Source organism: Comamonas badia DSM 17552 (genome assembly GCF_000484635.1).
Classification (GTDB): domain Bacteria; phylum Pseudomonadota; class Gammaproteobacteria; order Burkholderiales; family Burkholderiaceae_C; genus Comamonas_C; species Comamonas_C badia.
Window position 1 is genome coordinate 155,465 of the sequence record NZ_AXVM01000001.1, and the last position, 24,188, is coordinate 179,652.

A 24,188-nucleotide genomic window follows, 5' to 3' on the forward strand; every position below is an offset into this window, starting at 1 on the left:
CTACAACAGCACGATGTCGTACTGGTCCGGCCCCAGGGCGCTTTCCGCCTGCAGTGATATCGGCTTGCGGATGAAATCGGACAGGCCGGCCAGGTGCTGGCTTTCCTCGTCCAGGAACAGTTCGATGACGGGCGGCGCGGCGATCACGCGGAATTCCTTGGGATTGAACTGGCGCGCCTCGCGCAGCACCTCGCGCAGGATGTCATAGCAGACGCTGCGCGCGGTCTTGACCTCGCCCACGCCGTGGCAGGTGGGGCAGGGTTCGCACAGCATGTGCGCGAGCGACTCGTGCGTGCGCTTGCGCGTCATCTCGACCAGGCCCAGCGGCGAAAACCCGCCGACCACGGTCTTCACGCGGTCGCGCGCCAGTTGCTTGCGGAACTCCGCCAGCACCGCCTCCTGGTGGTCGGCGTGCAACATGTCGATGAAATCCACGACGACGATGCCACCGAGGTTGCGCAGGCGCAGCTGGCGCGCGATCGCGCCCGCCGCCTCCAGGTTGGTCTTGAAGATGGTTTCGTCGAAATTGCGCGCGCCGACGTAGCCGCCGGTATTCACGTCCACCGTCGTCAGCGCCTCGGTCTGGTCCACGATCAGATAGCCGCCCGACTTGAGCTCGACACGGCGCCCGAGCGCACGCGCCACATCTTCGTCGATGCCGAACAGATCGAAGATCGGGCGCTCGCCCTTGTAGAGCTGCAGCTTGCCCGCCGCCTTGGGCATGTACTCGGCGCCAAAGCTGGAGAGCAGCGCGAACTGCTCGCGCGAATCAAGGCGCACGCTGCTCGTCTGCTCACCCACCAGATCGCGCAGCACGCGCTGCAGCAGGCTCAGGTCCAGGTGCAGCAGCGAGCCCGCCGGCAACTGCTGCGCGGCGGCGCGTATGCCGGACCAGGTCTTGCGCAGGTAGGCGATGTCTTCCGCCAGTTCCGCATCGCTGGCGTCTTCCGCGTTGGTGCGCAGGATGAAACCGCCTCCCCCGCCGCTGGCCTTGTCGCCCACCAGCGCCACCAGGCGCGCGCGCAGGGCATCGCGCTCCGCCTGCGCAATCTTCTGCGATACGCCCACATGCTCGTCCTGCGGCAGAAACACCAGCATGCGCCCGGCCACGCTGATCTGGGTCGAGAGCCGCGCGCCCTTGCTGCCGATCGGGTCCTTGATGACCTGCACCATCAGCGCCTGGCCCTCGAAGATCTGCTTTTCTATCGGCAGCTGGGGTTCGCCCTTGCGCCCCGGCACGTCGCCACTCTCGGCCGGGCGCTGCCAGACATCGGCCACATGCAGAAACGCGGCGCGCTCCAGCCCGATGTCGATGAAGGCCGACTGCATGCCCGGCAGCACGCGCGCGACCTTGCCCAGGTACACATTGCCGACCAGGCCGCGTTCCAGCGTGCGCTCGATGTGCAGCTCCTGCACCGCGCCGTTTTCCACCACGGCGACGCGCACCTCCTGCGGCGACCAGTTGACCAGAATATCGTTTTGCATGAAAGACCACCCTTGGGGAGCGATCATGCCTCAAGGCGGCGCCGCTTCATTCCCCGATGACGCCCGCGGCGCGCAGCAGCCGGGCGGTCTCAAACAGGGGCAGACCCATGATGCCGCTGTAGCTGCCGCTGATGCGCTCCACATGCTGGGCCGCCGCGCCCTGAATGGCATAGGCACCGGCCTTGCCCAGGGGTTCGCCGCTGGCGACGTAGGCGGCTATCTGCGCCGCCGTCATGGCGGCAAAACGCACGCGCGAAACGCTGAGCGCCGCCAGCCGCCGCCGGTCATCGGCCTGCAGCGCCACGGCGGTGAGCACCCGGTGCTCGCGCCCGGCAAGCTCGGCCAGCATGCGCCGCGCGTCGCCTGCATCCGCCGGCTTGCCGTAGATGGCACGGCCCAGCGCCACCGTGGTGTCGCTGCAGAGAATGGGGGCCGGCGCCAGCCCGCGGCGCTTGCACCGTGCCACGGCGGCATCGAGCTTGAGCGCCGTCACGCGCTGCACGTAGGCACTGGGTGATTCGCCGTTCAGCACCACCTCGATCGCTTCGGCATCCTCGTGCTCGTCACCCGGCGCATTGGCCAGCAGCAACGCATGGCGTACGCCGAGCTGCTCCAGCAACTGGCGCCGGCGCGGGCTCTGGGAGGCGAGGTAGATGAAGGCTGGCATGCGGGACTCGTGGGGCAGCACAGGCTCATTCCCTATGGTAGGGATGCCCCGCGTTGACCGACCAGGCGCGGTAGAGCTGCTCGATCAGCAGCACCCGCACCAGGGCGTGCGGCAGCGTCATGTCCGACAGACGGATGCGCTCATGCGCCGATTGCAGCAGCGCGGGATCCAGCCCATCCGGGCCACCGATGATGAGCGCCACGTCGTCACCGGAAAGCTGCCAGTCCCTGAGCCTTGCAGCCAGCGCCTGCGTGCTCAGGCGCGTGCCGTGTTCATCCAGCGCCACGCGGTGCACGCCGCGCGCCAATGCGGCTTCTATGCGCTCACGTTCGGCGGCCTGCAGGGTCTGCACGGCCTTGGAGCCGCGCGGCTCGGTCTTGACGGCCTTGAGTTCCACCTTCAGCTCGGGCGGAAAGCGCTTGGCGTAGTCCTCCCAGGCGGTGCGCGCCCAGTCGGGCACGCGCTGGCCGACGGCGACGATGCTCAGGCGCATCGGCGTTCACGCCTTGCGGCTGGGGGTCTTTCGTGCAGGGGCCTTGGCCGGTGCGGCGCGCTTGGCCGCCGCCTTCCTGGCGGTGGGCTTGTTCACCACCACCGTCTTCAGCGGAGCTGCCTTTTTTGCGGCCGGCGCGACGGGCTTGGCGGCGAGTGGCTTGGCAGGGGCTTTTTGGGCAACCACTTTCTTCGTGGCCGCTTTCCTTGCCACCGGCTTGGCCGCTGCCGTCTTCCTTGCCGCCGATTTGCGTGCCGGCGTGGCCTGCTCTTCGGGTGGCGCCGTGAGATTGCGCGGCTTGACCGCCCCCAGCTTCATGCGCACCGGCTTTTCGCCCCAGATCTCTTCCAGCCGGTAATACTGGCGGATGGCGGGCTGCATGATGTGGCAGACCGCCGCGCCGCAATCGATGATGATCCACTCGCCGTTGTCCTCGCCTTCGCTGCGCGGCTTGGGCAGGCCCGCGTCGCGCACCGCATCGCGCACGCTGGCCGCGAGCGCCTTGGTCTGGCGGTTGGAGTTGCCGGTGGCGATGATCACGCGCTCGAACAGCGGCGAGAGGTGCTCGGTATCGAACACGCGGATGTCCGCCGCCTTCACGTCTTCCAGACCGTCAACGATGGCACGCTGCAGTTTGGTGAGCAATTTCTTGGCGGCAGCGTCTGTGGCGGGTGCAGTGGTCATCGGCAATGGGAAAGTAGTGGTCGGGAAGGCACAGTGTCGGGGATTTGGGTTTCCAGATCAAATCTGGCTGCAGCGCTTGCCAGGCATGCGCTGAAAGCTATCAAATCCAGGAACGCGGTTTGAGGTAGTAGCTGGTCAGGCGCTCTTCGGGCGAACCCGGCGCGGGCCGGTGCTGGTAGCTCCACGCGGCCAGCGGCGGCATGGAAAGCAGGATGGATTCGGTGCGTCCGCCCGATTGCAGGCCAAAGTGCGTGCCGCGGTCCCAGACCAGGTTGAATTCGACATAGCGCCCGCGCCGGTAGAGCTGAAACGCCCGCTCGCGCTCGCCATAGGGCATGTTCTTGCGCTGCTGCACGATGGGCAGGTAGGCGGTCGGCAAGGCATCGCCCACGCTTTGCAGCATGGCAAAGCCCTGCTCGAAGCCCAGTTCGGAAAAATCATCGAAGAAGATGCCGCCGATGCCGCGCTGCTCATCGCGGTGCCGGTTGCAGAAATACTCGTCGCACCAGGTCTTGAAGCGCGGGTAAAGCCCTTCGCCGTAGGGTGCGAGCGCGTCGCGGCAGACGCGGTGAAAGTGCACCGCATCCTCGTCAAAGCCGTAGTAGGGCGTGAGATCCATGCCGCCGCCGAACCAGCACACCGGCTCCTGCCCCGGATGGCCGGCGGCGATCATGCGCACGTTCATGTGCACCGTGGGCACATACGGGTTGCGCGGGTGAAACACCAGCGAGACGCCCATGGCCTCGAACGGCGCGCCCGCCAGTTCCGGCCGGTGCTGCGTGGCCGAGGGCGGCAGCTTGCCGCCGCTCACATCCGAAAAGCCGCAGCCCGCGCGCTCGAAGACCAGGCCGCCCTCGATGATGCGGGTGATGCCGTTGCCCTGCAGCGGCTCGTCCGGGGCCTTTTCCCAGGCGTCGGCGACGGCACGGGCCCCGCCCACGCCTTCGATCTCCTGCAGCGCGTTCATGATGCGCGCCTGCAGCCCCACAAGGTAGCTGCGTACCGGCTGTACCCGGCCCGCCGGGGTGAATTGACTCATTTGATGGCCCTGTGTCCGATGTCGTTGCGGTATTGCGCGCCGTCGAAGCGGATGGCGTGCAGCACCTCGTAGGCGCGCTGCTGCGCCTGGCGCACGCTGTCCGCCAATGCCGTCACGCACAGCACGCGTCCGCCCGAGGTACGCAGCGTGCCGCCTGCAAGCTGGGTGCCGGCATGAAAAACCATGGCGTCGTCCTGCTCGGGCGCGATGCCGGTGATGGCGTCGCCCTGGCGCGGGTTTTCCGGGTAGCCATGCGCGGCCATCACCACGCCCAGGGCGGTGCGCCGGTCCCACTGCAGCTCCACGCCATCGAGCCTGCCATCGACGGCCGCGTTGAGCAGATCGACCAGATCGCTCTTGAGCCGCAGCAGGATGGGCTGGGTTTCCGGGTCGCCCATGCGGCAGTTGAATTCCAGCACCTTGATCTGGCCCTGCGCGCCGATCATCAAACCGGCATAGAGAAAGCCGGTGTAGGGAATGCCATCCTTTTCCATGCCGCGCACGGCGGGCAGGATGACTTCGCGCATCGCGCGCGCGTGCACGTCGGCCGTGACCACCGGCGCGGGCGAATAGGCGCCCATGCCGCCGGTGTTGGGGCCAGCATCGCCGTCCTTGAGCCGCTTGTGGTCCTGGCTGGTGGCCAGCGCCGCCACATGCTTGCCGTCCGAGAGCACGATGAAGCTGGCCTCTTCGCCTTCGAGGAACTGCTCTATCACCACCCGCGCCACGCCTTCGTCGGCGCCGCCGTAAGCGTTGTCCACCAGCATGAAATCCACGGCCGCATGGGCTTCGGCCAGCGTGTCCGCCACCACCACGCCCTTGCCGGCCGCCAGTCCGTCGGCCTTGATGACGATGGGCGCGCCCAGGCGATCGACGAAGGCGTGCGCCGCCACCGGATCGGTGAAGGTGTCGTAATCGGCCGTGGGAATGCCGTGGCGGCGCATGAAGGCCTTGGAGAAGGCCTTGGAGCTCTCCAGCTGCGCCGCCGCGCGCGTGGGTCCGAAGATGCGCAGGCCCCTGGCGCGGAAGGCATCGACCACCCCGGCGGCCAGCGGCGCCTCGGGACCGACCACGGTGAGCCCGATCTTGTTGGCGAGCGCCCAATCCGCGAGCTGCTGCACGTCGGTGATGGGCAGGTTCTCCAGCCGCGGCGACAGGGCCGTTCCGCCATTGCCCGGCGCCACATAGACCGTGCTGGCCTTGGGCGACTGCACCAGCTTCCAGGCCAGCGCGTGTTCGCGCCCGCCGCCACCGATAACAAGAATTTTCATACTGCGTGCTGTGTGAGGGCTGGCATCTTAGGCGCTGGCCGCTGGTTCAAGCCCGGCCACCAGCGCGGCCAGCGACTGCCCGTTGAGCATGGTCTGGAATTGCACCGGCACCCGCCGCGCCTGCAGCGCGGCAAAAAAATGCCGCGCACTTTCGATTTTCCAGCGTTCCTTTTCGCCGATGTCGGCATATTGGTCATAGCCCTTGGTTTCCACCACCAGATACAGCGCCTGCGGCTTGCCCGCCTGGGTGACGACGTAGCCGAAATCTGGGTTGTAGTTGCCCAGCGGGGTAGGAATGTTCACGCGCGGCAGTTTGGCGAACACGGTGATCTGCGGTAGGCCCGACTCATCCACCGCCGCACGCTCGATCTGGCTGTCCACCGGCATCAGCGGGTTGGCGTAGAGCGACTTTTCCCGCACCGCCGCGTTGCCGATGTCGTGCGTTTCCGTGCCGCATGCCATCACCGCAATGGTTTTGAGCAACTGCCCGGCCCGGTCGGTCAGCGCGGTCTGCACGCGCACCTCGCGCAATTCATAGGTCACCTTGTTGACCACCAGCTCATGAATGCAGCGCACGATGGTGTCGCGCAGCGTGGCCAGCGCACGGTTCTCGTTCTGCGCGATCAGCGCGAACCTCTCTGGCGGCATGAGCCGCAAAATCTCACCGATGGTGTGCACCGACAGCCGCGTGGCGTTGGCCAGCTCGCGCACGAAGCTCGCCAGCGTGAACACCGAATGCGGCAGCACCTTGTAGGCCGCCTGTTCGCTGCGCGCGGTGTGAACGTCGTGCACCTGCGTGGCCGTGGTCACGCTGATGGCGAGCGGCTTGATGTCGAAGTGCGCCTCGATGCGCCGCAACACGTTGGCCACCAGTTGCGCGCTGTCCAGCTCGTAGCGCAGCACGGCGTCGTGGTTCAGGTTGGTCCACAGTTCGCGGAATTTTTCGTACTGCTGGGGCCGCACCGTCAATGCGGGCGGGGTCTTGTCGCGCCTGGCCTTCACCTGCCCCGCGCCTTCGTAATACAGATCCAGATAACGCAGCATGTTCTGCCCGCCCTCCGGCGGCAGGCTGGGCACGATTTGCAAAGCGGCCAGAACCCGCTCGCGCTGCGACTGGTACTGCTGGCGCGGCCACAGCAGCGTGGCCTGCCCGCTCAGGTCGTCCAGTTCGATCAGGCCAATGCCCGCCAGCGCATCGAGCACGCGATTGGCCTGCCGCGTGCTCTGGGCCACGCCGTATTCCGCCAGCACCCCGTCGTCGAACACCGCCGACACGCGCCGCACGCTGGCCGCGCTGATTTCGGCCTGTATGGCGCGCACGAAATCGCCCTCGCTCGCGGGCACCACCACGGTCAGGTCGTTGATGGTGTCGAACTCGGCGTCATCGGCTTGCACGCGCTCCAGTTCCTGATTGACGGCCAGGCGCAGGCCGCGCCCAATCTGCTGCAGCTTGGTGATGCGCGAGTTGCTCGGCGCCAGCTTGCACAGAGTGAATACGTTGGGGTTGTCCCAACCCTCCTGCAGCGCCCACATGCTGAAGATAAAGCGCAAATCGGTGTCGAAGGACAGCAGCTTTTCCTTGTCCTGCAGAATCAGCTTGATGGCTTCTTCCTCGCCTTTTTCGCTGTGCGAACGGGCAAAGTAGCCCCGATGCACCCGGCCCAGATCGAGCGCGCTGCGCTCCAGATACGCGCGATAGCCAGCGTCCAGGTCTTTTGCCAGCACAGCCTGCAGTTGCGCGCGGTAATGCTGCTCGAACAGCGTGCGCAGCACCGCCGGGCGCTGACCATCGGGCAGGTATTTGTGCACCGCGTCGATGAAAAACAGGCTGATCGACTTGATGCCGCGCTTGAACAGCGCCTCCTCGCGCTCGAAGTGGCTGGCAACGGTCTGCGCGATCAGCATCGACTGCACCTCGTCGGCCAGCATGCCGCAGCCCACCGGCACTTCCAGCGGCAGCGCCAGGCCGTTGGTGAACAGCAGCTCGGCCTTGGTGATCTTCTCCACCACGTGGCCATCCAGCCAGGCCAGGCCGGTGCCGCTTCCCAGGTTGTCCTTGGCGCGCAGCGCCACCGTGGCCGCCTTGCCATCGGCCTTCTGGTAGCGCACCAGCGCCTCGCGCTCCCGGGCCGTGCCGCTCACTTGCAGCAGCGTCAGCGTCTCGGCCATGTCAACGCCGGTGCCCACCGTATCCACCGTGATGCCCTTGACCAGCCGCTGGCGAAACGCCTCCAGGCTGTCCAGCGTATAGACCAGGTTGGTGAACTCGTCGCGCTTGAAGGTGGCGCCAAAGCGCAGCGTCAGCAGCGGGTTGAAGCGCGTCAGGTATTCCTGCGTCTGCTTGCCTTCAAAGCGGTGCGGCTCGTCGATGATCAGCACGGGCCGAATGGCTGCCAGCGCCTCCATGTAGCTCTTGGCATGGCCAAACAGATTGGCCTCCACCCCGCGCTTGTGGATCAGCTTGCTGTCGCCCGCGAACGACTGGTAAGTCGCCACCATGACCGAAATACCGCGATTGGCCGCGTGGATAAAGCCCGAGACGGTCTTGTCGGAATAATTGACGACGCTGATTTTCTGGTTGTCGTACTCGCGGGCAAAAAACGCCGCCGTAGTTTGCAGCGTGCGCAACGTGCCCTGGCGAATGGCATTGCTGGGCACCAGCACGATGAATTTGGACAGGCCGAACTTCTGGTGCAGGCGGTGAATGGTTTCAATGAAGGTAAACGTCTTGCCAGTGCCGGTTTCCATCAGCACATCGATTTGCAGCGCCGGCGTGGCCGTGGCAGGCACCACCACCTGCCCCGCCACCACGTCATTTTCGGCACGCACGCGCTCGATATTGGCGCGCAGCGCCTCGGCCGCCTCGCGCGGCGCGTAGGTGGGGTTGGCGTGTACGCCCTGCGGGGCGATGAAGCGCACGTCGTCGAACACCTGCTCCACACTGCGCACGGCCTGCGCCTGGTAGGCCAGGCGGACGTATTGGAATTGCGGGCTGCTCATGGCGAAAAAACGCGTGCCTCAGCCGCGCAGGCGCAGCTTGTCTTCCGACAGGTCCAGGGTTTCGAGCAGCGTCTTCAGCCCCAGCAGAAAATTGTCGTCGCGCACCCAGGGCGCATACACCGCCAGCGCCTGAACCGGCGCGCCACCCTCGCGCGCGGCGCGCAGCACCTGGCCCAGCGCCTCGGTATCCAGCGCCTGCAACACCAGCAGCACGTCGCCCGCGCGGTACAGCGCATCTTCTTGCAGCACCTGCACGCGGGCCGACAGCGGCAGCCCCTCGGCCAGCAGCAGGTTGTAGATGATTCTGGCCGTTTGTGCAGGCTGAGCCTGCGTCAGCAGCTGTTGAAATTGAAGCACATCGGCTTGCGTGGCCTCGGCCAGCGGCTTGCGCAGGATCAGCGCGTCGGGGTCGTCGGCCAGCGCGAAGACGCGAAAGCCGGTGTCCACCCCGGGCTTTTCCGCGTTGACCTTGGCGCCCGCGCGGCGCAGGCGCTCGGCGGTGATCTCGAAAATCGTCGCCTCGGACTTGCCCAGGGTCTGGGTGACGAAGCCGTGCGCGTCTTTCTGCTTCTTCGCGTCGATGGGCTGGGGAATCTGCACCAGGATGAAGCGACGCTGGCCGCCGTCCTCGGCGTTCAGGCGCATAACGGCCTCGGCGGTGGTGCCGGAGCCGGCGAAGAAGTCCAATACCAGGGTATTCTTATCGCCCGGCGCCGCATAACGCAGCAAGCGGGCAATTTCTTCCGTGTCCTTAGGGTTGTTGAATATCTTCTGGTTTTCGAACAACTCACGTAAATCACGCACGGACACCTGGGACTGTTTATAAAAATAACTGCCGCGCACCTGTGTCGCCAGTTCGTCGTCGTCCTCTGTGTTCAGTTCATCGTCGGCGTCATTCGCTTCCAGTTCCTGCGGTATTGGCCGAATATGCGCCTTGCGAAACGGTGGCTCGGTGTGATCGTCCCGGAACGCCACCAAACCAAGATCGATCTGGCGTTTCATCTCGTCATGGCTTGCGTAAATCCACCCGCGCTCCGGCACCTTGCAAGGTTCGCTCGTCACCGGATGAACCACGTCGTAGCGCGGCCCGCCGCCGCCCGGCCATGAGATATCGCGGTCGCGCCATGGCCCATGCTCGTCGATACGCTTGTAGCGGCTCCATTTCTTGGCCGGATGGCTGCGCGGCAGTTCGCTGTACCAGGCTTGCAAATCGCGTTCGATGGCCTCGTCATCGGCGCCGCGCGATTCGCGCAGTTCCAGATACTTGGTCCAGATTTCACGCGCACCGGGTTTTTCCTCGCGCCAAATGGTGTTTTCACCGCGCAAATTCACTTGCGACTTGGCGTACACCAACATGTACTCATGGCCGTTGGAGAAAAACTTGGCGTCGTTTTTTCGACCCTTTTCCCAAACCAGGTTGGAAATAAAGTTTTCCTGCCCGAACACCTCATCGCACACCAGCTTCAACTGCGCCTGCTCGTTGTCGTCGATGCTGATGAAAATCACCCCGTCGTCGCGCAGCAAGTCCTTGGCCAGCAGCAGGCGCGGGTAGATGAAGCTGAGCCAGCCCGAATGGGTGCGCGCGCCGTAGATGTTCTGGATGTATTCGGCGTTGTCCTTGCTGTAGCCCAGTTGGGCCAGGATGTCGGCCTGCTTTTGCGTGAAGTCGTCGCGGTAGATGAAGGCGTCGCTCTGGGTGTTGTAGGGCGGGTCGATGTAGATGAGCTTGACCTGGCCGAAGTAGCTCTGGCGCAGCAGGCGCAGGGCGTCCAGGTTGTCGCCCTTGATCAACACGTTGTGCGTGCTGTCCCAGTGCTTGCTGTCGCCGGGCGCGGGCTGCACGATTTTGTCGGGCGGCACGAAGGCGGTGTGGAATGCCTCGCGCTTGCCGGCCCAGCGCAGTTCGTAGCCGTCTTCTTCCACCCGAATGCCGGCGGAGTTGGCGGGGTCGAGCGCCTGCTGAATGGCTGCGGCGCTGACGGTGATATGGCCCGCCTCGTCGGTGGCGACGGCCTGCGGAAACAGCTCGCGCAGCAGCTCCAGCTTGCGCGCGGCGGGGCTGGGGGCTATGAAGAAGGGTTGAACGGCAGGCATTGGGTAGCTAGAAAAAACGAAGCTGTTGGCGCTTTGCCAGAAAGCGCTGGAGACTGATTTCTTTCATGAATATTCGGAGGCGGCGGCGGGCGGCCGAGAACTCGCTACAGCCCGCCGGCACGCCATTCGGGCCGCAGCGCCGGCGGTCACGCCAGATCCACGTTGGCGTTGTGGTAGACGTTCTGCACGTCGTCCAGGTCTTCGATCATGTCCAGCAGCTTCTGCATGCGCTCGGCATCGTCGCCGGTGAGTTCTATGGTGTTTTCGGCGCGCATCGTCACCTCGGCCACCTCGGGCTTGAGGCCGGCGGCTTCCAGCGCCTCTTTCACCGCCTCGAAGGTGCCGGGCTCGGTCAGCACCTCGATCGCGCCCTCGTCGTCGGCGATCACGTCGTCGGCACCAGCCTCCAGCGCCACCTCCATCACCTGGTCTTCGCTGGTGCCGGGCGCGAAGATGAGCTGGCCGCAATGTTTGAACTGGAACGCCACCGAGCCTTCGGTGCCCATGTTGCCGCCGTATTTGCTGAACACATGGCGCACGTCGGCCACGGTGCGCACGCGGTTGTCGGTCATGGTGTCCACGATGATGGCCGCGCCGGCGATGCCGTAGCCTTCGTAGCGGATCTCTTCGTAGGTCACGCCTTCCAGATTGCCCGTGGCCTTGTCCACGTTGCGCTTGATGGTGTCGGCCGGCATGTTGGCCGCCTTGGCCTTGTCGATCGCCAGGCGCAGGCGCGGGTTGCTGGTCGGGTCGCCGCCGCCGGTGCGCGCCGCCACCATGATCTCGCGCACCACGCGGGTCCAGATGCGCTGGCGCTTTTCATCCTGCCTGCCCTTGCGGTGCTGGATGTTGGCCCATTTGCTGTGTCCTGCCACGACGCTTTCCTTTGATCTGCTTTGGTTTAATCTGCAGCCTGCGATTCTACTTTTCGAGGATGCCATGGCCGACCCCCTTCTGATTGCCCGCAACGGCGCCACCCGTTGCGAGTTGTTACCCGGCCTGGCCAACCGCCACGGCCTGATCACCGGCGCCACCGGCACCGGCAAGACGGTGACGCTGCAAAAGCTCGCCGAAGAGTTCTCGCGCATCGGCGTGCCGGTGTTCATGGCCGACGTGAAGGGCGACCTGACCGGCATCAGCCAGAAGGGCAGCGTGAGCAGCAAGCTGGCCGATTCCATCAAGGAACGCGGCCTGCCGCTGCCCGAACCCAGCGCCTGCCCCACCACGCTGTGGGACGTGTTCGGCGAGCAGGGCCACCCGGTGCGCGCCACGATTTCGGACATGGGGCCGCTGCTGCTCGCGCGCATGCTCGACCTGAACGACACGCAGGCGGGCGTGCTCAATCTGGTGTTCAAGATCGCCGACGACAACGGCCTGCTGCTGCTGGACCTGAAAGACCTGCGCGCCATGCTGCAGCATGTGGGCGACAACGCCAAGGAATTCACGACGAAGTACGGCAACATCAGCGCGGCGAGCATAGGCGCCATCCAGCGCGGCCTGATGCAGGTCGAGACCCAGGGCGGCGACAAGTTCTTCGGCGAGCCCATGCTCAACATCGAGGACTTCATGCAGACCGTGGGCGGCCAGGGCGTGGTCAACATCCTGGCGGCCGACAAGCTGCTGAACGCCCCGCGCCTGTACGCCAGCTTTCTGCTCTGGATGCTGTCGGACCTGTTCGAGCGCCTGCCCGAGATCGGCGACCCAGAGAAACCCAAGCTGGTGTTCTTCTTCGACGAGGCGCACCTGCTGTTCACCGACGCGCCCAAGGTGCTGATCGAGCGCATCGAACTCGTGGTGCGCCTGGTGCGCTCCAAGGGCGTGGGCGTGTACTTCGCCACGCAGAACCCGCTGGACATTCCCGACACCGTGCTGGCGCAACTGGGCAACCGCGTGCAGCACGCGCTGCGCGCCTTCACCCCGCGCGACCAGAAGGCGGTGAAGGCCACGGCCAGCACCATGCGGCCCAAGGCCGGACTGGATATCGAGGCCGCGATCACCGAGCTGGCCGTGGGCGAGGCGCTGGTGAGCCTGCTGGACGCCAAGGGCCGCCCGAGCGAGACCGAGCGCGTCTACGTGCTGCTGCCCGGCAGCCAGCTGGGGCCGATCACGGCCGAGCAGCGCCAGGCGCTCATCAAGGGCTCGCTGGTGGCCGGCACCTACGACACGGCGGTGGACCGCGAATCCGCCTATGAGCTGCTCGCGCAGCGCGGCGCCAACGCAACGGCCGGGGGGACGCCCGGCACGGCTGGTGCCGGCGCGCCCGCGCCCCAGGATGGCGGCATGTTCGACGGCATAGGCACGATGGTGAAAGAGGCGCTGTTTGGCCGCACCGGCCCGCGCGGCGGACAGTACGACGGGCTGGTGCAGAACATCGTCAAGGGCGAGGCCAGGCGCATGGGGCGCGAGCTGCTGCGCGGCGCCCTCGGCAGTCTGATGGGCGGCAAACGCCGCTGAGCACAAGGAATACACCACCATGCAGCACTTCCAGCTCACCATTGAAAACCACATCGCCCACCTGGTGCTGAGCCGCCCCGAGGCGCTCAACACCATGGGGCCACGCTTCTGGCGCGAGCTCGATGGCGTGCTGGATGCACTGCACCGCGGGAGCGACGCGCGCGTGCTGCTCATCAGCAGCACCGGCAAGCATTTCAGCACCGGCATGGCGCTGGATGTCTTTGGCGGCGCCATTCAGATGGACGACGCCAGCGCGGCCGGCCGGGCGGCGATTTCCGACCTGCTCGCCGAGCTGCAGGCCACCTTCACGAGGCTGGAAACCCTGCGCATCCCCGTGATCACCGCCATCCAGGGCGGCTGCATCGGCGGCGCGGTGGACATGGTGACGGCCGCCTGCATGCGCTATTGCACGCGCGATGCCTTTTTCTGCATCCAGGAGATCAACATCGGCATCGTCGCCGACGTGGGCACGCTGCAGCGCCTGCCCAAGCTCATCCCCATGGGCGTGGTGCGCGAAATGGCCTATACCGGCCGCCGCCTGCCCGCCGCCCGTGCGCTCGCCGCCGGCCTGGTCAACGAGGTTTTCGACACGCAGGAGGCCATGCTGGATGCGGCGCTGCAGACCGCCCGTGAAATCGCCGCCAAGCCACCCGTGGCGCTCTGGGGCAGCAAGCAGGCGCTGAACTATGCGCGCGACCATTCCGTGGCCGACAGCCTGCAGCAGATGGGCTGGCTGCAGGGCGTGGTCTGGAGCGAGGCGCAGGTGCGGGAAGCCGTGGCCGCGATGCAGCAAAAGCGCCCCGGCGAGTTCGCGCCGCTGGCGCCGCTGCAGCGCTTCACGGATCTTCCATCGGACGCTTGAATCAACTTATTGATAGCTGTCAATGCATATCAGGCAACCCCTGGAGCCCGATTTAGTTTGAAAAATCGAGGTGCACGCCATGACCCCGCCCACCCCCGAAGACGTTCAGGCCGCCGCGCGCTTGCTCGCGGGCGTGGCGCCGCGCACGCCGGTGCTGCGCTCGACGACGATAGACCAGCTGTTCGGCGGCCAGCTGTACTTCAAGTGCGAGAACGTGCAGCGCACCGGCTCGTTCAAATTCCGCGGCGCCTACTGCGCCCTGGCCCAGTTCAGCGAGCCGCAGCGCGGCCAGGGCGTGCTTTCATATTCCTCGGGCAACCATGCCCAGGCGATCGCGCTGGCGGCGCGGCTGCATGACATCCCGGCGCTGGTCGTCGTGCCGCAGGATGCCGATGTCACCAAGATGGAAGCCGCGCGCGGCTACGGCGCGCAGGTCGTCACCTTTGACCGCGCCAAGGAAGATCGCCAGGCGCTGAGCCAGCGCCTGGCGCTGGAGCGCGGCATGAGCGTGGTGCCGCCGGCCGATCACCCGCAGGTCATCGCGGGCCAGGGCACGGTGGCGCTGGAACTGCTGCAGGATTTCCCCAGGCTGGATTACCTCTTCGTCCCCGTCGGCGGCGGCGCGCTGCTCGCGGGCAGCCTGCTGGCCGCGCAGGCGCTGGGCAGCGACTGTGAAGTCGTGGGCGTCGAGCCCGAGGCCGCGAACCGCGCGCAACGGTCGCTCAAGGCCGGTCAGCCCGTGGCCATGGCGCACCCGCGCACCATCGCCGATGCGGCGCAGGCAACGGCGCTGGCCCCGCTGGCCTTCGACATCATCCGCAGGGCCGCACCGCAGATGCTCACCGCCACCGACGCGCAGCTGCTGGGCGCGCTGCGCTTCTTTGCCCAGCGCATGAAGCTGGTGGTCGAGCCCACGGGCGCACTGGCCTTTGCCGGCGCGCGCGATGGCGGCCTTGACATCCGCGGCAAGCGCGTGGGCATCATCGTGAGCGGCGGCAACGTCGATCTGGCGCGTTACGCTCGCTTTCTTTCCGATTGAAACCCACGTTTTCCATGAGCAACATCCACGTCATCGACCACCCGCTGGTGCAGCACAAGCTCACGCTGATGCGCAAGAAGGAGGCCAGTACCAGCAGCTTTCGCCGCCTGCTGGGCGAGCTCGCCTCGCTGATGGCCTACGAAGTCACGCGCGACATGCCGCTGCAGGAGGTGCAGATCGAAACGCCGATGGAGCGCACCACGGGCAAGGTGATCGACGGCAAGAAGCTGGTGCTGGTTTCCATCCTGCGCGCGGGCAACGGCTTTCTGGACGGCATGCTCAGCGTCGTGCCCGGCGCGCGCGTGGGCCACATCGGCCTGTACCGCGATCCGCGGACGCTGCAGGCGGTGGAGTATTACTTCAAGATGCCCTCCGAGATGGCCGAGCGCGACGTGATCGTGGTGGACCCGATGCTGGCCACCGGCAATTCGGCCAGCGCCGCGCTCACGCGGCTCAGGCAGACCCAGCCACGCTCGATCAAATTCGTCTGCCTGCTGGCCGCGCCGGAAGGCATCGCCACGCTGCAGACCGCGCACCCCGATGTCCCCATCTACACCGCGGCCATCGATCGCCAGCTGAACGGGCACGGCTATATCCTGCCTGGGCTGGGCGACGCCGGCGACCGCATTTTCGGCACCAAATGAGAACCATCAACCTGAGGAGGTATGAACCATGAGCATTCCCGTTGAACTCCCCGAACTCGCGCAGGCCCTGGAGCGCTACCGCTTCGCCTATCTGCTGACCGGCACCGACCACGGCGCGCCGCACGCCATCGCGGTCTCGCCCGTGCTGCAAGGGGGCGTGCTGACCATCCAGGGCGTGGGCCGGCGCACCGGCAAAAACCTGGCCAGCCGCCCCGAGGTCGGCCTGGTCTGGCCGCCCGCGGATGCCGCCGACTATTCGCTGATCGTCGATGGCACGGCCAGCGTGGCGGGCGAGCAGATCCGCATCGCGCCCACCCGGGCCGTGCTGCACCGCTCGGCGCCTTCGCCCGAGCCGGCCGCGCCCGGCGCCTGCGGCTCGGACTGCAAGGAAATCAAGCTGTAAGCGTTCGCGCGCAAAAGCAGAAGGACAGAAGGCCAGCATTGCGCTGGCCTTCTGTCCTGCATGCGGGCCCGGTGCGCCATGCGCACCGGGGTTTGCCGCATCAATACACGTCGTGCTGCGTGTTGTAGACGTTGAACTTGCCGGTCGGGGTGATGATGCGCGCATCCTTGATCACCGCCTTGCAGGTGCGGGTCTTGTCGTCGACCACGACGATCGCGGACTGCTTGTCCTTGGCGCTCCAGATGGAGAACCAGACCTCGTCGCCCTTCTGGTTGTACTCGGGCTGCACCACGCGCTTGGCGCCATCGTCCTTCAGGTCGGCACAGGCGGCGATGTCGATCACCTGCGGCGGCTTGCTCAGATCGCGGATGTCGTAGACCGCGGCGCTCTGGCTGATCTTGGCGTCCGGGTTGAAGGTGGTGTCGACCCACAGGTTGCTGGACTTGGGGTGCGTCTTGATGAACAGCGAGCCACCGCCCTGGCCCTGCAGCGTCTGCACCACCTTCCAGGCGTTGGCCTTGTGGCCCTTGGGGTCGGTGCCGATGATGGAAATGCTCTCATCGCCCAGCCCCGAGGTGGCCCAGACCGGACCGAACTTGGGGTGCTTGAAGTTGGCGCCGCGCCCGGGGTGCGGGATCTTGCCGACTTCGATGATGGCAGCCATCTTGTCTTCCTTGGTATCGACGACCGCGATCTTGTTGGACGAGTTGGCGGCCGTCAGGAAGTAGCGGCGCGTGGAGTCAAAACCCCCGTCGTGCAGGAACTTGGCGGCATCGAGCTGCTTGGCCTTGAGGTTCTCCAGGTCGGTGTAGTCCACCATCCAGATCTTGCCGGTTTCCTTGGCGTTGATCAGGAACTCGGGCTTCTGGTGGCTGGAGACGATGGCGGCCACGCGCGGCTCGGGGTGGTACTCGTTGTTCACGTCCATGCCGCGGGTGGAGACGATTTTCTTCGGCTTGAGCGTGTCGCCATCCATCAGCACGAACTGCGGCGGCCAGTAGGTGCCGGCCACGGCGATCTTGTCCTCCCAGCCCTTGAACTTTGAAGTCTCGACCGAACGCGCCTCCAGACCGACCTTGATCTCGGCCACGTTGTCGGGCTTTTCCATCCACAGGTCGATCAGGTTCAGGCGCGCATCGCGGCCGATCACGTACAGGTAGCGCCCCGAGGCCGACATGCGCGAGATGTGCACCGCGTAGCCGGTCTTGATGATGTTGATGATTTCCTTGGTGTCGCCGTCGATCAGCGCGATCTCGCCGGCGTCGCGCAGCGTCACCGAGAAGATGTTGTCAAGGTTGTACTGGTTCATCTTCTTCTTCGGGCGCGCGTTGACCGGCACGTATTCCTTGCGCGACTTTTCCATGTCGTCGAGCGAGAACTCGGGCGGCGTGGGAGGGTCTTGCTGGATGTAGCGGGCCATCAGGTCCACCGTGGCTTCATCGAACTCGCCCGAGGTCTGCCAGTTCGGCATGCCGGCGGGCGAGCCGTAGGCGATGAAGACCTTGAGGTAGTCCGTGCCCTTGGGGATGGTCACGTCGGGCGTCAGCGCCTTGCCGGTGGCGCCCTTGCGCAGCACGCCGTGGCAGCCGGCGCAGCGCTCGAAATAAATCTGGCGCGCCTTGGTGAACTCGGCCTCGCTCATGGCCGGCGCCTTGGCATTCGAGGTCTTGTGCATCTCCTCGCCGGAAGCGTAGCCCGCGCTTTCGAATCTGGCGCCCGGACTGGTCGTCTGGGTGGTGGGGCCATCGGGCTTGGCCGGTTCGCCAGGGCCTTGTGCCATGGCACCCAGAGCCACCGCGGACAGCAGCAGCACGGCAAGGCTCGTCATGGGGCGGATTTTCATTGTGCAATCCTCTCTCGTTCCTTGGTTCGAAGCCGCCCTGCTTCCTGTCGCGAGCCATCCGGGGGCGGCATGAAAGACCGGTGACTTTCGCAAGGATTATCCCTAGCGCCCCCCTCCGCTTTATTGATTTGGAACAAAGCTTCACACTTCCTGTCTCGTAGGTGATAACCCTTGGTTTCCTCTCGTAAGATGCTTGGTATTCCAGCGTTATCTCAATGCGCGCTCAGTTATTTTGTATCTTTATGTTTCATCCTTTTTCAAACGCCCGATTGCCGCCGCATTGGCGCCCACTGTCCCTTTGCGCCCTGCTCGCCGGCCTGGCGCAGGCGCAGCCGGCCGCGCAGCTGCCGCAGATGGTGGTCAGCGGCTCGATGCAGGAGCAGGCGGCGGACGATCTGCCGCAGTCCATCGACATCATCGGCGCCGGGCAGCTCGAAGAGCAGCAAAGCCAGACCCTGCGCGATGCACTGCAGGATCTGCCCAACACCTCGGTGCGCACCGCGCCGGCGCGCCTGGCGGTCAGCGCCGCCTCCGCCGCCTTCGCGCGCGATGGCAACACCGGCATCAACATCCGCGGCATCGGCGGCAACCGCGTGCTGATGACGGTGGACGGCATACGCATGCCGCGCAGCTACGTCTCGCGCTCGGCCATCTTCGACCGCGAATACCTCTCGCTGGAGCTGGTCAAGCGCGTCGAGCTGCTGCGCGGCCCGGCCTCGGCGCTCTACAGCTCGGACGCGCTGGCCGGGGTGGTGAACTTCGTCACCTACAACCCCGAGGACTTTTTGCGCGGCACCGGTGCCGGGGAAAAGAAAACGCTGGGCGGGCGCGCCGCCCTGCAGTGGGCCGGCGAAAACGACGGCAAGACCCTGGCCGCCACCGTCGCGGGCCGCGCCGGCGATGCGGCGCAGTGGATGCTGACCGCCAGCGCCCGCCGCTCGCATGCCAGCGAGACCATGGGCGGCAACGATGCGCCCAACGCCAGCCGCACGACGGCCAACCCGCAGCAGGACCGCGACCAGGCCCTGCTGGCCAGGCTGGTGCTGCGCCCGGGCAGCGGCCAGCGCCACATCCTGACGCTGGAGCATGTACGGCGCCACTCCAGCGCCGAGCTGCTCTCCAGCCGCGCCGTCCAGCCCGGCAAGCCGGGCGACGTGCTGCGCGAGAGCTCGCGCTACGCCGCCGGGCGCGATCGCCTGGCATGGGACGCGCACTACGACATCGACAGTGCCTGGGCCGACCAGCTGCGCACCGTGCTGGCGCTGCAGCGCGGCGATTCGCGGCGCGTGGGCGAGAGCGATCTGAACAGCGGCGTGCACCGCGTGCGCGACAACCGCTACGACGAGCGCATCTGGCAGCTCGATCTGCAGGCGGAAAAAGTCCTGCGCTCGGGCGGCTGGGCGCACCGCATCGCCTACGGCGCGCAGGGCACGCGCAGCGCCATCACCAACCTGTATGACGGCCTGAACCCGCTGCCGCCGGACATGTTCCCGCTCAAGCGCTTTCCGGACACGCGCGAAACCGGTCTCGCGGCCTATGTGCAGGATGAATCCGTCTGGGGCGACTGGACCTTCACGCCCGGCCTGCGCATCGAGCGCACGGCCGTCGACGTAAGCAGCCAGGCCGGCTTCTTCCCGCCCTCGCCGCAGCCCGGGCAATCGCTCACGGCATCGGCCGTGCTGCCCAAGCTCGGCATCCTCTGGCGCGCGACGCACGAGTGGAGCTTCTTCGGCCAGTATTCACAGGGTTTTCGCACGCCCGAACCCGGGCAGCTCAACGACCGCTACGAAGCCATCGTGCCCGGCACGCGCGTGCTCATCATTCCCAATCCCCATCTCAAGCCCGAACGCAGCCGCGGTTTCGAGCTGGGCGCGCGCGCGCGCCTTGAGCGCCTGCAGCTGGATTTCACCGCCTTCGTCAACCAGTATTCCAACCTGATCGTCGACGCCGAGCTGGTGAAGGACACGCCCACCGAACGGCTCTTTCAGACCGTCAACGTCGGCCGCGCGCGCATCCACGGCTTCGAATTCAAGGGTCGCTACGACTGGGGCATGGTGGCGGGCGGGCGCCTGGCCAGCACCTTTGCCTGGGGCATGGCGCGCGGGCGCAACCTTGAGAGCGGCAAGCCGCTCAATTCCGTCGATCCGGCGCAGCTCATCCTGGGCCTGCGCTACGACACGGCGCCGTGGTCGCTCTGGGCCACCGCGCGCCACCGGCTGGCCAAGAAGCCAGGCGACATCGACAGCGGCGACATCTTCAATTCGCGGCCGGAGGTACAGTTCGCCCCGCCGGGCTACACCACGCTGGACCTGGGCGCGCAATGGCGGCCTGCCAGGGACACGCGCATCAACATCGCCATCCACAACCTCACCAACCGCAAATACTGGCTTTGGCCGGACGTCTACGGGCAGGCGGCCAATGCGCCGGTGCTCGATGCCTACTCCCAGCCCGGGCGCAGCCTGCGGGTTTCGCTGGTCAAGGATTTTTGATCAAAAACGGCTGCAGCGCATACCCATCAAGCGCTTGCAGCTATGATTTTCATGAATCACGCTGCGCCAGCGCCTGCTCCACCCCCCGGTTGGCCAGCGCGTCGGCGCGCTCATTGCCGGGGTGGCCGGCATGGCCCTTGACCCAATGCCAGCGGATGTGGTGGCCCGCGCCATGCGCCAGCGCGTCCAGCTGCTGCCACAGCGCCACGTTCTTCACCGGCTGGCCGGCCGCCGTGCGCCAGTGCTTCTTCTTCCAGCCGTGGATCCATTCGGTGATGCCCTGGCGCACGTACTGGCTGTCCAGGTACAGGTCCACCTCGCAGGGGCGCTTGAGGGCGCTCAGGCCCTCGATCACGGCGCGCAGCTCCATGCGGTTGTTGGTCGTCAGCAGCTCGCCGCCGCACAGCTCTTTTTCCACGTCCGCGCGGCGCAGCAGCGCGCCCCAGCCGCCCGGGCCGGGGTTGCCCTTGCAGGCGCCATCGGTATACATCTCGACACGCTCCACGTTCAATCACTCCAGTTTCAAAGGTTCCGCCTGGTGCAGTCTCTGGCCGTGGGAGCGGCTTCAGTACAAGCTTCAGGCCCCATCAATCGCAATGCACACGCACGGTTTCGGCGGGTTCGCGCCGCGCCACCGGCACCGCCGCGCCGCGCGCCGCGCGCACAGTGCGCCAGGCCGGCTCCAGCAGGCGCATGCCCAGCACCCGCTTGACGGCCACCAGCACATAGCCCGCGCCCAGCACCGGCCAGCCATGCGGTCCCACGCGGTCCATCCAGCCCATGCGGTCCAGCCACAGGGCGTTGCGGCTGGCGGGGCCAAAACAGCCCAGGCTCACGCTTTCCACTTCCAGATCCAGCAGGCGCAGCCAGTCGCGCAGGCGCCAGGGCGAAAGAAATTCCTCCGCCTGCGGGATGAACAGGGGGCCGCGCGCGCCCAGGCGCGCATACCACTGCATGCGCCGCTGGCGCAGGCCCCACAGGCTCCAGGGGTTGATGCCACTGATCACCAGCCGCCCCTCGGGCACCAGCACGCGCGCCGCCTCGCGCAGCGCCGCATGCGGGCTGGCGCTCAGCTCCAGCGTATGCGGCATCAGCACCAGGTCAAGGCTCGCGGGGCCGAAGGGCAATTGCACCGCGTCGGCCCACAGCGCCGGGCGCGCGGCCTCTTCGGGAGGCTCCGGCAGCGGCGCATTCACCGCCAGCCAGCGGTGCTGCATGCGGTTGGCGCGCAGGCCCTGCAATTGCGGCAAGCCCAGCTGCAGCGCGTGGTAGCCGAAGATGTCTGCCACCAGCTCGTCGCAGCGCTCCTGCTCCCATTCCAGCAGATAGCGCCCCGGCGGCGATTGCAGCCAGCCGTCGAAACTTATAATTTTGGCGCTCATGAAATTACTGCCACTGCCCGCTTTCTCCGACAACTACCTCTGGCTGGTGCACGACGGGCGCGATGCCCTCGTGGTGGACCCGGGCGATGCAGCGCCGGTGCGTGAAGCACTGGAACGCGCGCAGCTGACCCTGCGCTCGATTCTAGTGACGCACCACCACCCGGACCATGTCGGCGGCGTCGCCGAACTGGTGCGGGCCACGGGCGCCACCGTCTGGGGTCCGGCGCTGGAAAAAATGCCGGTGCCGGTCACGCCCTTGCGGGGCGGCGACACGGTGCAGGCGCTGGGCCTGGCATTTGAAGTGATCGACGTGCCCGGGCATACCGCCGGCCACATCGCGTTTTACTGCGCGGCCATGGACGGCGCGCCGCTGCTGTTTTGCGGCGATACGCTGTTTTCCGGCGGCTGCGGGCGGCTGTTTGAAGGCACGCCGGCGCAGATGCACGCATCGCTGGCGCGCCTGGCGGCCTTGCCGGGCAGCACGCGCGTGTGCTGCGCCCATGAATACACCCTCTCCAATCTGGCGTTTGCGCGCGCGGTGGAACCGGACAACGCGGCACTGGCGCGCTACCTGGACGCCTGCCGGCAATTGCGTGCGACCGGGCAGCCGACGCTGCCCTCCAGCATCGCCACGGAGCAGGCCATCAACCCTTTTCTGCGCACGGACCAGGCCGCCGTGGCGCGCGCGGCCCAGACGCATGACGCGGGCACCGTTGTGAGTGACCCCGTCAGCGTTCTGGCCAGCCTCAGGCAATGGAAAAACACCTTTCGATGAAATGGCTGCACCTGCTGGCGCTGGCCAGCCTGCTGTGGCTTGCAGGATGCGCCCACGCGCCAGACAGCGGCCCTGCCGCGGCAGGCAGCGACACCAGCGCCCGTTCACCCGACGTTCCCACGCAGCCCCTGAGCACCATCGCGGCAGGCGGCAGCGCGCATGGCAGCGGCGTGGCGGTCGTGAGCGTGCCGGCGGACCTCTGGGAACGCATCCGCCGCGGCTTCGCCATGCCCGATCTCGGCAGTGAGCTGGTGCGCGGGCAGGAGCAGTGGTATGCCACGCGCCCGGACTACATGCAGCGCATGACCGAGCGTTCGAGCAAATACCTGTTTCACATCGTCGAGGAACTGGAGCTGCGCGGCATGCCGACCGAGCTGGCGCTGCTGCCCTACATCGAGAGCGCCTTCAACCCGCAGGCCGTCTCCAGCGCCAAGGCGGCCGGCATGTGGCAGTTCATGCCCGCCACCGGCAGCTACTTCGACCTCAAGCAGAACGCCTTCCGCGATGACCGGCGCGACGTGCTCGCCTCCACCCGCGCGGCGCTCGATTACCTGCAGAAGCTCCACGGCATGTTCGGCGACTGGCACCTGGCGCTGGCGGCCTACAACTGGGGCGAGGGCAATGTGGCGCGCGCCATCGCCCGCAACGAAAAGGCCGGGCTGGCCACCGGCTACGAAGACATCACCATGCCGAACGAAACCCGGCTCTACGTGCCCAAGCTGCAGGCGGTGAAGAACATCGTGGCGCACCCCGAGCGCTTCCAGGCCGCGCTGCCGGCGATCGGCAACCACCCCTATTTCGACACCGTGGACATCGCGCGCGACATCGACGTCGCACTGGTGGCCAGGATGGCCGGCATCAGCGAGGCGGATTTCCGCGAGCTCAACCCCTCGCTGCACCGCCCGGTGATTCTGGCGGCCGGCGTGCCGCAGGTCCTGCTGCCCTGGGAGAGCGCGCAAAGCTTCCGGCGCAACATGCTGAACTACCACGAGGGGCGGCTGGCCAGCTGGACGGTATGGACCGTGCCTTCGAACATGACCGTCAGCGCCGCGGCCCAGCGCAGCGGCATGAGCGAGGCCGAATTGCGCAGCTTGAACGGCATTCCGCCGCGCATGATGATCAAGGCCGGCTCGGCGCTGATGGTGCCGCGCGCCGCGGGCAGCGGCAAGGACGTGCCCGGCAGCGTCGCCGACAACGGCCAGATGGCCTTCACGCCCGAGATCGTCGTGCGCCGCAGCACGGTGCGCGCGGGCAGGCATGATACGGTGGCCAGCATCGCCCGGCGCTACAAGGTCAAGGCGAGCGATGTCGCCGACTGGAACGACCTCAAGACCAGCAGCCACTTCAAACCGGGCGAGTCCATCGTGCTCTACCTGACCACGCGCAACACGCCGGCCGCGCACGGCGCCAGCCCGGGCAAGCGGCCCGCCGGCGCCCGCAAGACGGCCTCCACCGTCAAGCGCGCCGGCCAGGCGAAGTCGCCCCCCGCCCACAAAAAAGCGGCCCCCGCCAAGAAGCGCGCATCGCGCTGAGGCGTGGCGCGTTGCAGCGCGGGCCGGCTCCG

The 24,188-nt window shown here is 66.7% G+C and carries 20 protein-coding genes; 8 read left to right on the top strand and 12 right to left on the bottom strand.

Annotated elements, in window-relative coordinates; genetic code table 11:
• The 9 genes from rng to K320_RS0100825 form a co-directional block, all read right to left on the bottom strand.
• Complete coding sequence (rng, locus tag K320_RS0100785) at positions 1 to 1,485, bottom strand: ribonuclease G (protein WP_024537004.1); 1,485 nt, start codon at positions 1,483 to 1,485, stop codon at positions 1 to 3.
• A 46-nt stretch (positions 1,486 to 1,531) separates the two neighbouring features.
• Positions 1,532 to 2,152 (bottom strand): Maf family protein, encoded by a 621-nt coding sequence (locus tag K320_RS0100790; protein WP_024537005.1) that lies wholly within the window; start codon positions 2,150 to 2,152, stop codon positions 1,532 to 1,534.
• Positions 2,153 to 2,177: 25 nt separating this feature from the next.
• On the bottom strand, positions 2,178 to 2,645 hold the full coding sequence (gene rlmH / locus K320_RS0100795) for a 23S rRNA (pseudouridine(1915)-N(3))-methyltransferase RlmH (protein ID WP_024537006.1): 468 nt from the start codon (positions 2,643 to 2,645) through the stop codon (positions 2,178 to 2,180).
• A 6-nt stretch (positions 2,646 to 2,651) separates the two neighbouring features.
• Positions 2,652 to 3,329: a ribosome silencing factor gene (rsfS, locus tag K320_RS0100800; protein WP_024537007.1), complete on the bottom strand. Its 678-nt coding sequence runs from the start codon at positions 3,327 to 3,329 to the stop codon at positions 2,652 to 2,654.
• 100 nt (positions 3,330 to 3,429) lie between these two features.
• Positions 3,430 to 4,368, bottom strand: a complete 939-nt coding sequence (gene hemF, locus K320_RS0100805) for an oxygen-dependent coproporphyrinogen oxidase (RefSeq protein ID WP_024537008.1) — start codon at positions 4,366 to 4,368, stop codon at positions 3,430 to 3,432.
• Positions 4,365 to 5,639, bottom strand: a complete 1,275-nt coding sequence (gene purD, locus K320_RS0100810) for a phosphoribosylamine--glycine ligase (RefSeq protein WP_024537009.1) — start codon at positions 5,637 to 5,639, stop codon at positions 4,365 to 4,367. Before purD ends, hemF begins: the two co-directional genes overlap by 4 nt.
• Before the next feature lie 27 nt (positions 5,640 to 5,666).
• Complete coding sequence (locus K320_RS0100815) at positions 5,667 to 8,639, bottom strand: restriction endonuclease (RefSeq protein WP_024537010.1); 2,973 nt, start codon at positions 8,637 to 8,639, stop codon at positions 5,667 to 5,669.
• 18 nt (positions 8,640 to 8,657) lie between these two features.
• Complete coding sequence (locus tag K320_RS18270) at positions 8,658 to 10,733, bottom strand: DNA methyltransferase (RefSeq protein ID WP_024537011.1); 2,076 nt, start codon at positions 10,731 to 10,733, stop codon at positions 8,658 to 8,660.
• Positions 10,734 to 10,879: 146 nt separating this feature from the next.
• On the bottom strand, positions 10,880 to 11,608 hold the full coding sequence (locus tag K320_RS0100825; RefSeq protein WP_024537012.1) for a YebC/PmpR family DNA-binding transcriptional regulator: 729 nt from the start codon (positions 11,606 to 11,608) through the stop codon (positions 10,880 to 10,882).
• Positions 11,609 to 11,672: 64 nt separating this feature from the next.
• Here K320_RS0100825 and K320_RS0100830 point away from each other — a divergent pair, with 64 nt between their 5' ends.
• From K320_RS0100830 to K320_RS0100850, 5 genes are all read left to right on the top strand, one after another.
• Positions 11,673 to 13,187 (top strand): helicase HerA-like domain-containing protein, encoded by a 1,515-nt coding sequence (locus tag K320_RS0100830; protein WP_024537013.1) that lies wholly within the window; start codon positions 11,673 to 11,675, stop codon positions 13,185 to 13,187.
• A 19-nt stretch (positions 13,188 to 13,206) separates the two neighbouring features.
• Positions 13,207 to 14,049, top strand: coding sequence for an enoyl-CoA hydratase-related protein (locus K320_RS0100835; protein WP_024537014.1), 843 nt, complete (start codon positions 13,207 to 13,209; stop codon positions 14,047 to 14,049).
• 79 nt (positions 14,050 to 14,128) lie between these two features.
• Entirely contained in the window at positions 14,129 to 15,088 is a 960-nt protein-coding gene (locus K320_RS0100840; protein WP_029695673.1) for a pyridoxal-phosphate dependent enzyme, read from the top strand.
• Between the two features lie 14 nt (positions 15,089 to 15,102).
• The gene (gene upp, locus K320_RS0100845; protein ID WP_024537016.1) at positions 15,103 to 15,732 is read left to right on the top strand and encodes a uracil phosphoribosyltransferase; all 630 of its coding nucleotides are present in this window, start codon (positions 15,103 to 15,105) and stop codon (positions 15,730 to 15,732) included.
• A gap of 28 nt (positions 15,733 to 15,760) precedes the next feature.
• The gene (locus K320_RS0100850; RefSeq protein ID WP_024537017.1) at positions 15,761 to 16,135 is read left to right on the top strand and encodes a hypothetical protein; all 375 of its coding nucleotides are present in this window, start codon (positions 15,761 to 15,763) and stop codon (positions 16,133 to 16,135) included.
• Positions 16,136 to 16,235: 100 nt separating this feature from the next.
• Here K320_RS0100850 and K320_RS0100855 read toward each other — a convergent pair whose 3' ends face one another.
• Positions 16,236 to 17,963, bottom strand: coding sequence for a nitrite reductase (locus tag K320_RS0100855; protein ID WP_084301156.1), 1,728 nt, complete (start codon positions 17,961 to 17,963; stop codon positions 16,236 to 16,238).
• A 284-nt stretch (positions 17,964 to 18,247) separates the two neighbouring features.
• Between K320_RS0100855 and K320_RS0100860 the strand changes: the two genes are divergently transcribed.
• Entirely contained in the window at positions 18,248 to 20,467 is a 2,220-nt protein-coding gene (locus K320_RS0100860; protein ID WP_029695675.1) for a TonB-dependent hemoglobin/transferrin/lactoferrin family receptor, read from the top strand.
• Positions 20,468 to 20,516: 49 nt separating this feature from the next.
• Here the strand turns inward: K320_RS0100860 and rnhA are convergent, their stop codons facing one another.
• Together rnhA and K320_RS0100870 are read right to left on the bottom strand one after the other, a co-directional pair.
• Positions 20,517 to 20,957, bottom strand: coding sequence for a ribonuclease HI (rnhA, locus tag K320_RS0100865; protein WP_407059748.1), 441 nt, complete (start codon positions 20,955 to 20,957; stop codon positions 20,517 to 20,519).
• A gap of 97 nt (positions 20,958 to 21,054) precedes the next feature.
• Positions 21,055 to 21,849 carry a class I SAM-dependent methyltransferase gene (locus K320_RS0100870; protein WP_024537021.1) on the bottom strand — a complete coding sequence of 265 codons (795 nt, stop codon included), beginning with the start codon at positions 21,847 to 21,849 and terminating at the stop codon, positions 21,055 to 21,057.
• Here K320_RS0100870 and gloB point away from each other — a divergent pair.
• Both gloB and K320_RS0100880 read left to right on the top strand, forming a co-directional pair.
• On the top strand, positions 21,848 to 22,624 hold the full coding sequence (gene gloB / locus K320_RS0100875; protein WP_024537022.1) for a hydroxyacylglutathione hydrolase: 777 nt from the start codon (positions 21,848 to 21,850) through the stop codon (positions 22,622 to 22,624). The two genes, K320_RS0100870 and gloB, sit on opposite strands and share 2 nt — an antisense overlap.
• On the top strand, positions 22,621 to 24,156 hold the full coding sequence (locus K320_RS0100880; RefSeq protein WP_024537023.1) for a transglycosylase SLT domain-containing protein: 1,536 nt from the start codon (positions 22,621 to 22,623) through the stop codon (positions 24,154 to 24,156). Before gloB ends, K320_RS0100880 begins: the two co-directional genes overlap by 4 nt.
• Positions 24,157 to 24,188 lie beyond the last annotated feature (32 nt).

What these genes read in the sequence shown, in the direction of transcription:
- rnhA (WP_407059748.1), bottom strand. Translation starts at nt 20,957, where the DNA reads ATGTATACCGATGGCGCCTGCAAGGGCAACCCCGGCCCGGGCGGCTGG.
- purD (WP_024537009.1), bottom strand. Translation starts at nt 5,639, where the DNA reads ATGAAAATTCTTGTTATCGGTGGCGGCGGGCGCGAACACGCGCTGGCC.
- K320_RS0100815 (WP_024537010.1), bottom strand. Translation starts at nt 8,639, where the DNA reads ATGAGCAGCCCGCAATTCCAATACGTCCGCCTGGCCTACCAGGCGCAG.
- rng (WP_024537004.1), bottom strand. Translation starts at nt 1,485, where the DNA reads ATGCAAAACGATATTCTGGTCAACTGGTCGCCGCAGGAGGTGCGCGTC.
- K320_RS18270 (WP_024537011.1), bottom strand. Translation starts at nt 10,733, where the DNA reads ATGCCTGCCGTTCAACCCTTCTTCATAGCCCCCAGCCCCGCCGCGCGC.
- hemF (WP_024537008.1), bottom strand. Translation starts at nt 4,368, where the DNA reads ATGAGTCAATTCACCCCGGCGGGCCGGGTACAGCCGGTACGCAGCTAC.
- K320_RS0100880 (WP_024537023.1), top strand. Translation starts at nt 22,621, where the DNA reads ATGAAATGGCTGCACCTGCTGGCGCTGGCCAGCCTGCTGTGGCTTGCA.
- K320_RS0100835 (WP_024537014.1), top strand. Translation starts at nt 13,207, where the DNA reads ATGCAGCACTTCCAGCTCACCATTGAAAACCACATCGCCCACCTGGTG.
- K320_RS0100850 (WP_024537017.1), top strand. Translation starts at nt 15,761, where the DNA reads ATGAGCATTCCCGTTGAACTCCCCGAACTCGCGCAGGCCCTGGAGCGC.
- K320_RS0100870 (WP_024537021.1), bottom strand. Translation starts at nt 21,849, where the DNA reads ATGAGCGCCAAAATTATAAGTTTCGACGGCTGGCTGCAATCGCCGCCG.
- gloB (WP_024537022.1), top strand. Translation starts at nt 21,848, where the DNA reads ATGAAATTACTGCCACTGCCCGCTTTCTCCGACAACTACCTCTGGCTG.
- K320_RS0100830 (WP_024537013.1), top strand. Translation starts at nt 11,673, where the DNA reads ATGGCCGACCCCCTTCTGATTGCCCGCAACGGCGCCACCCGTTGCGAG.
- K320_RS0100790 (WP_024537005.1), bottom strand. Translation starts at nt 2,152, where the DNA reads ATGCCAGCCTTCATCTACCTCGCCTCCCAGAGCCCGCGCCGGCGCCAG.
- K320_RS0100840 (WP_029695673.1), top strand. Translation starts at nt 14,129, where the DNA reads ATGACCCCGCCCACCCCCGAAGACGTTCAGGCCGCCGCGCGCTTGCTC.
- upp (WP_024537016.1), top strand. Translation starts at nt 15,103, where the DNA reads ATGAGCAACATCCACGTCATCGACCACCCGCTGGTGCAGCACAAGCTC.
- K320_RS0100855 (WP_084301156.1), bottom strand. Translation starts at nt 17,963, where the DNA reads ATGACGAGCCTTGCCGTGCTGCTGCTGTCCGCGGTGGCTCTGGGTGCC.
- rlmH (WP_024537006.1), bottom strand. Translation starts at nt 2,645, where the DNA reads ATGCGCCTGAGCATCGTCGCCGTCGGCCAGCGCGTGCCCGACTGGGCG.
- rsfS (WP_024537007.1), bottom strand. Translation starts at nt 3,329, where the DNA reads ATGACCACTGCACCCGCCACAGACGCTGCCGCCAAGAAATTGCTCACC.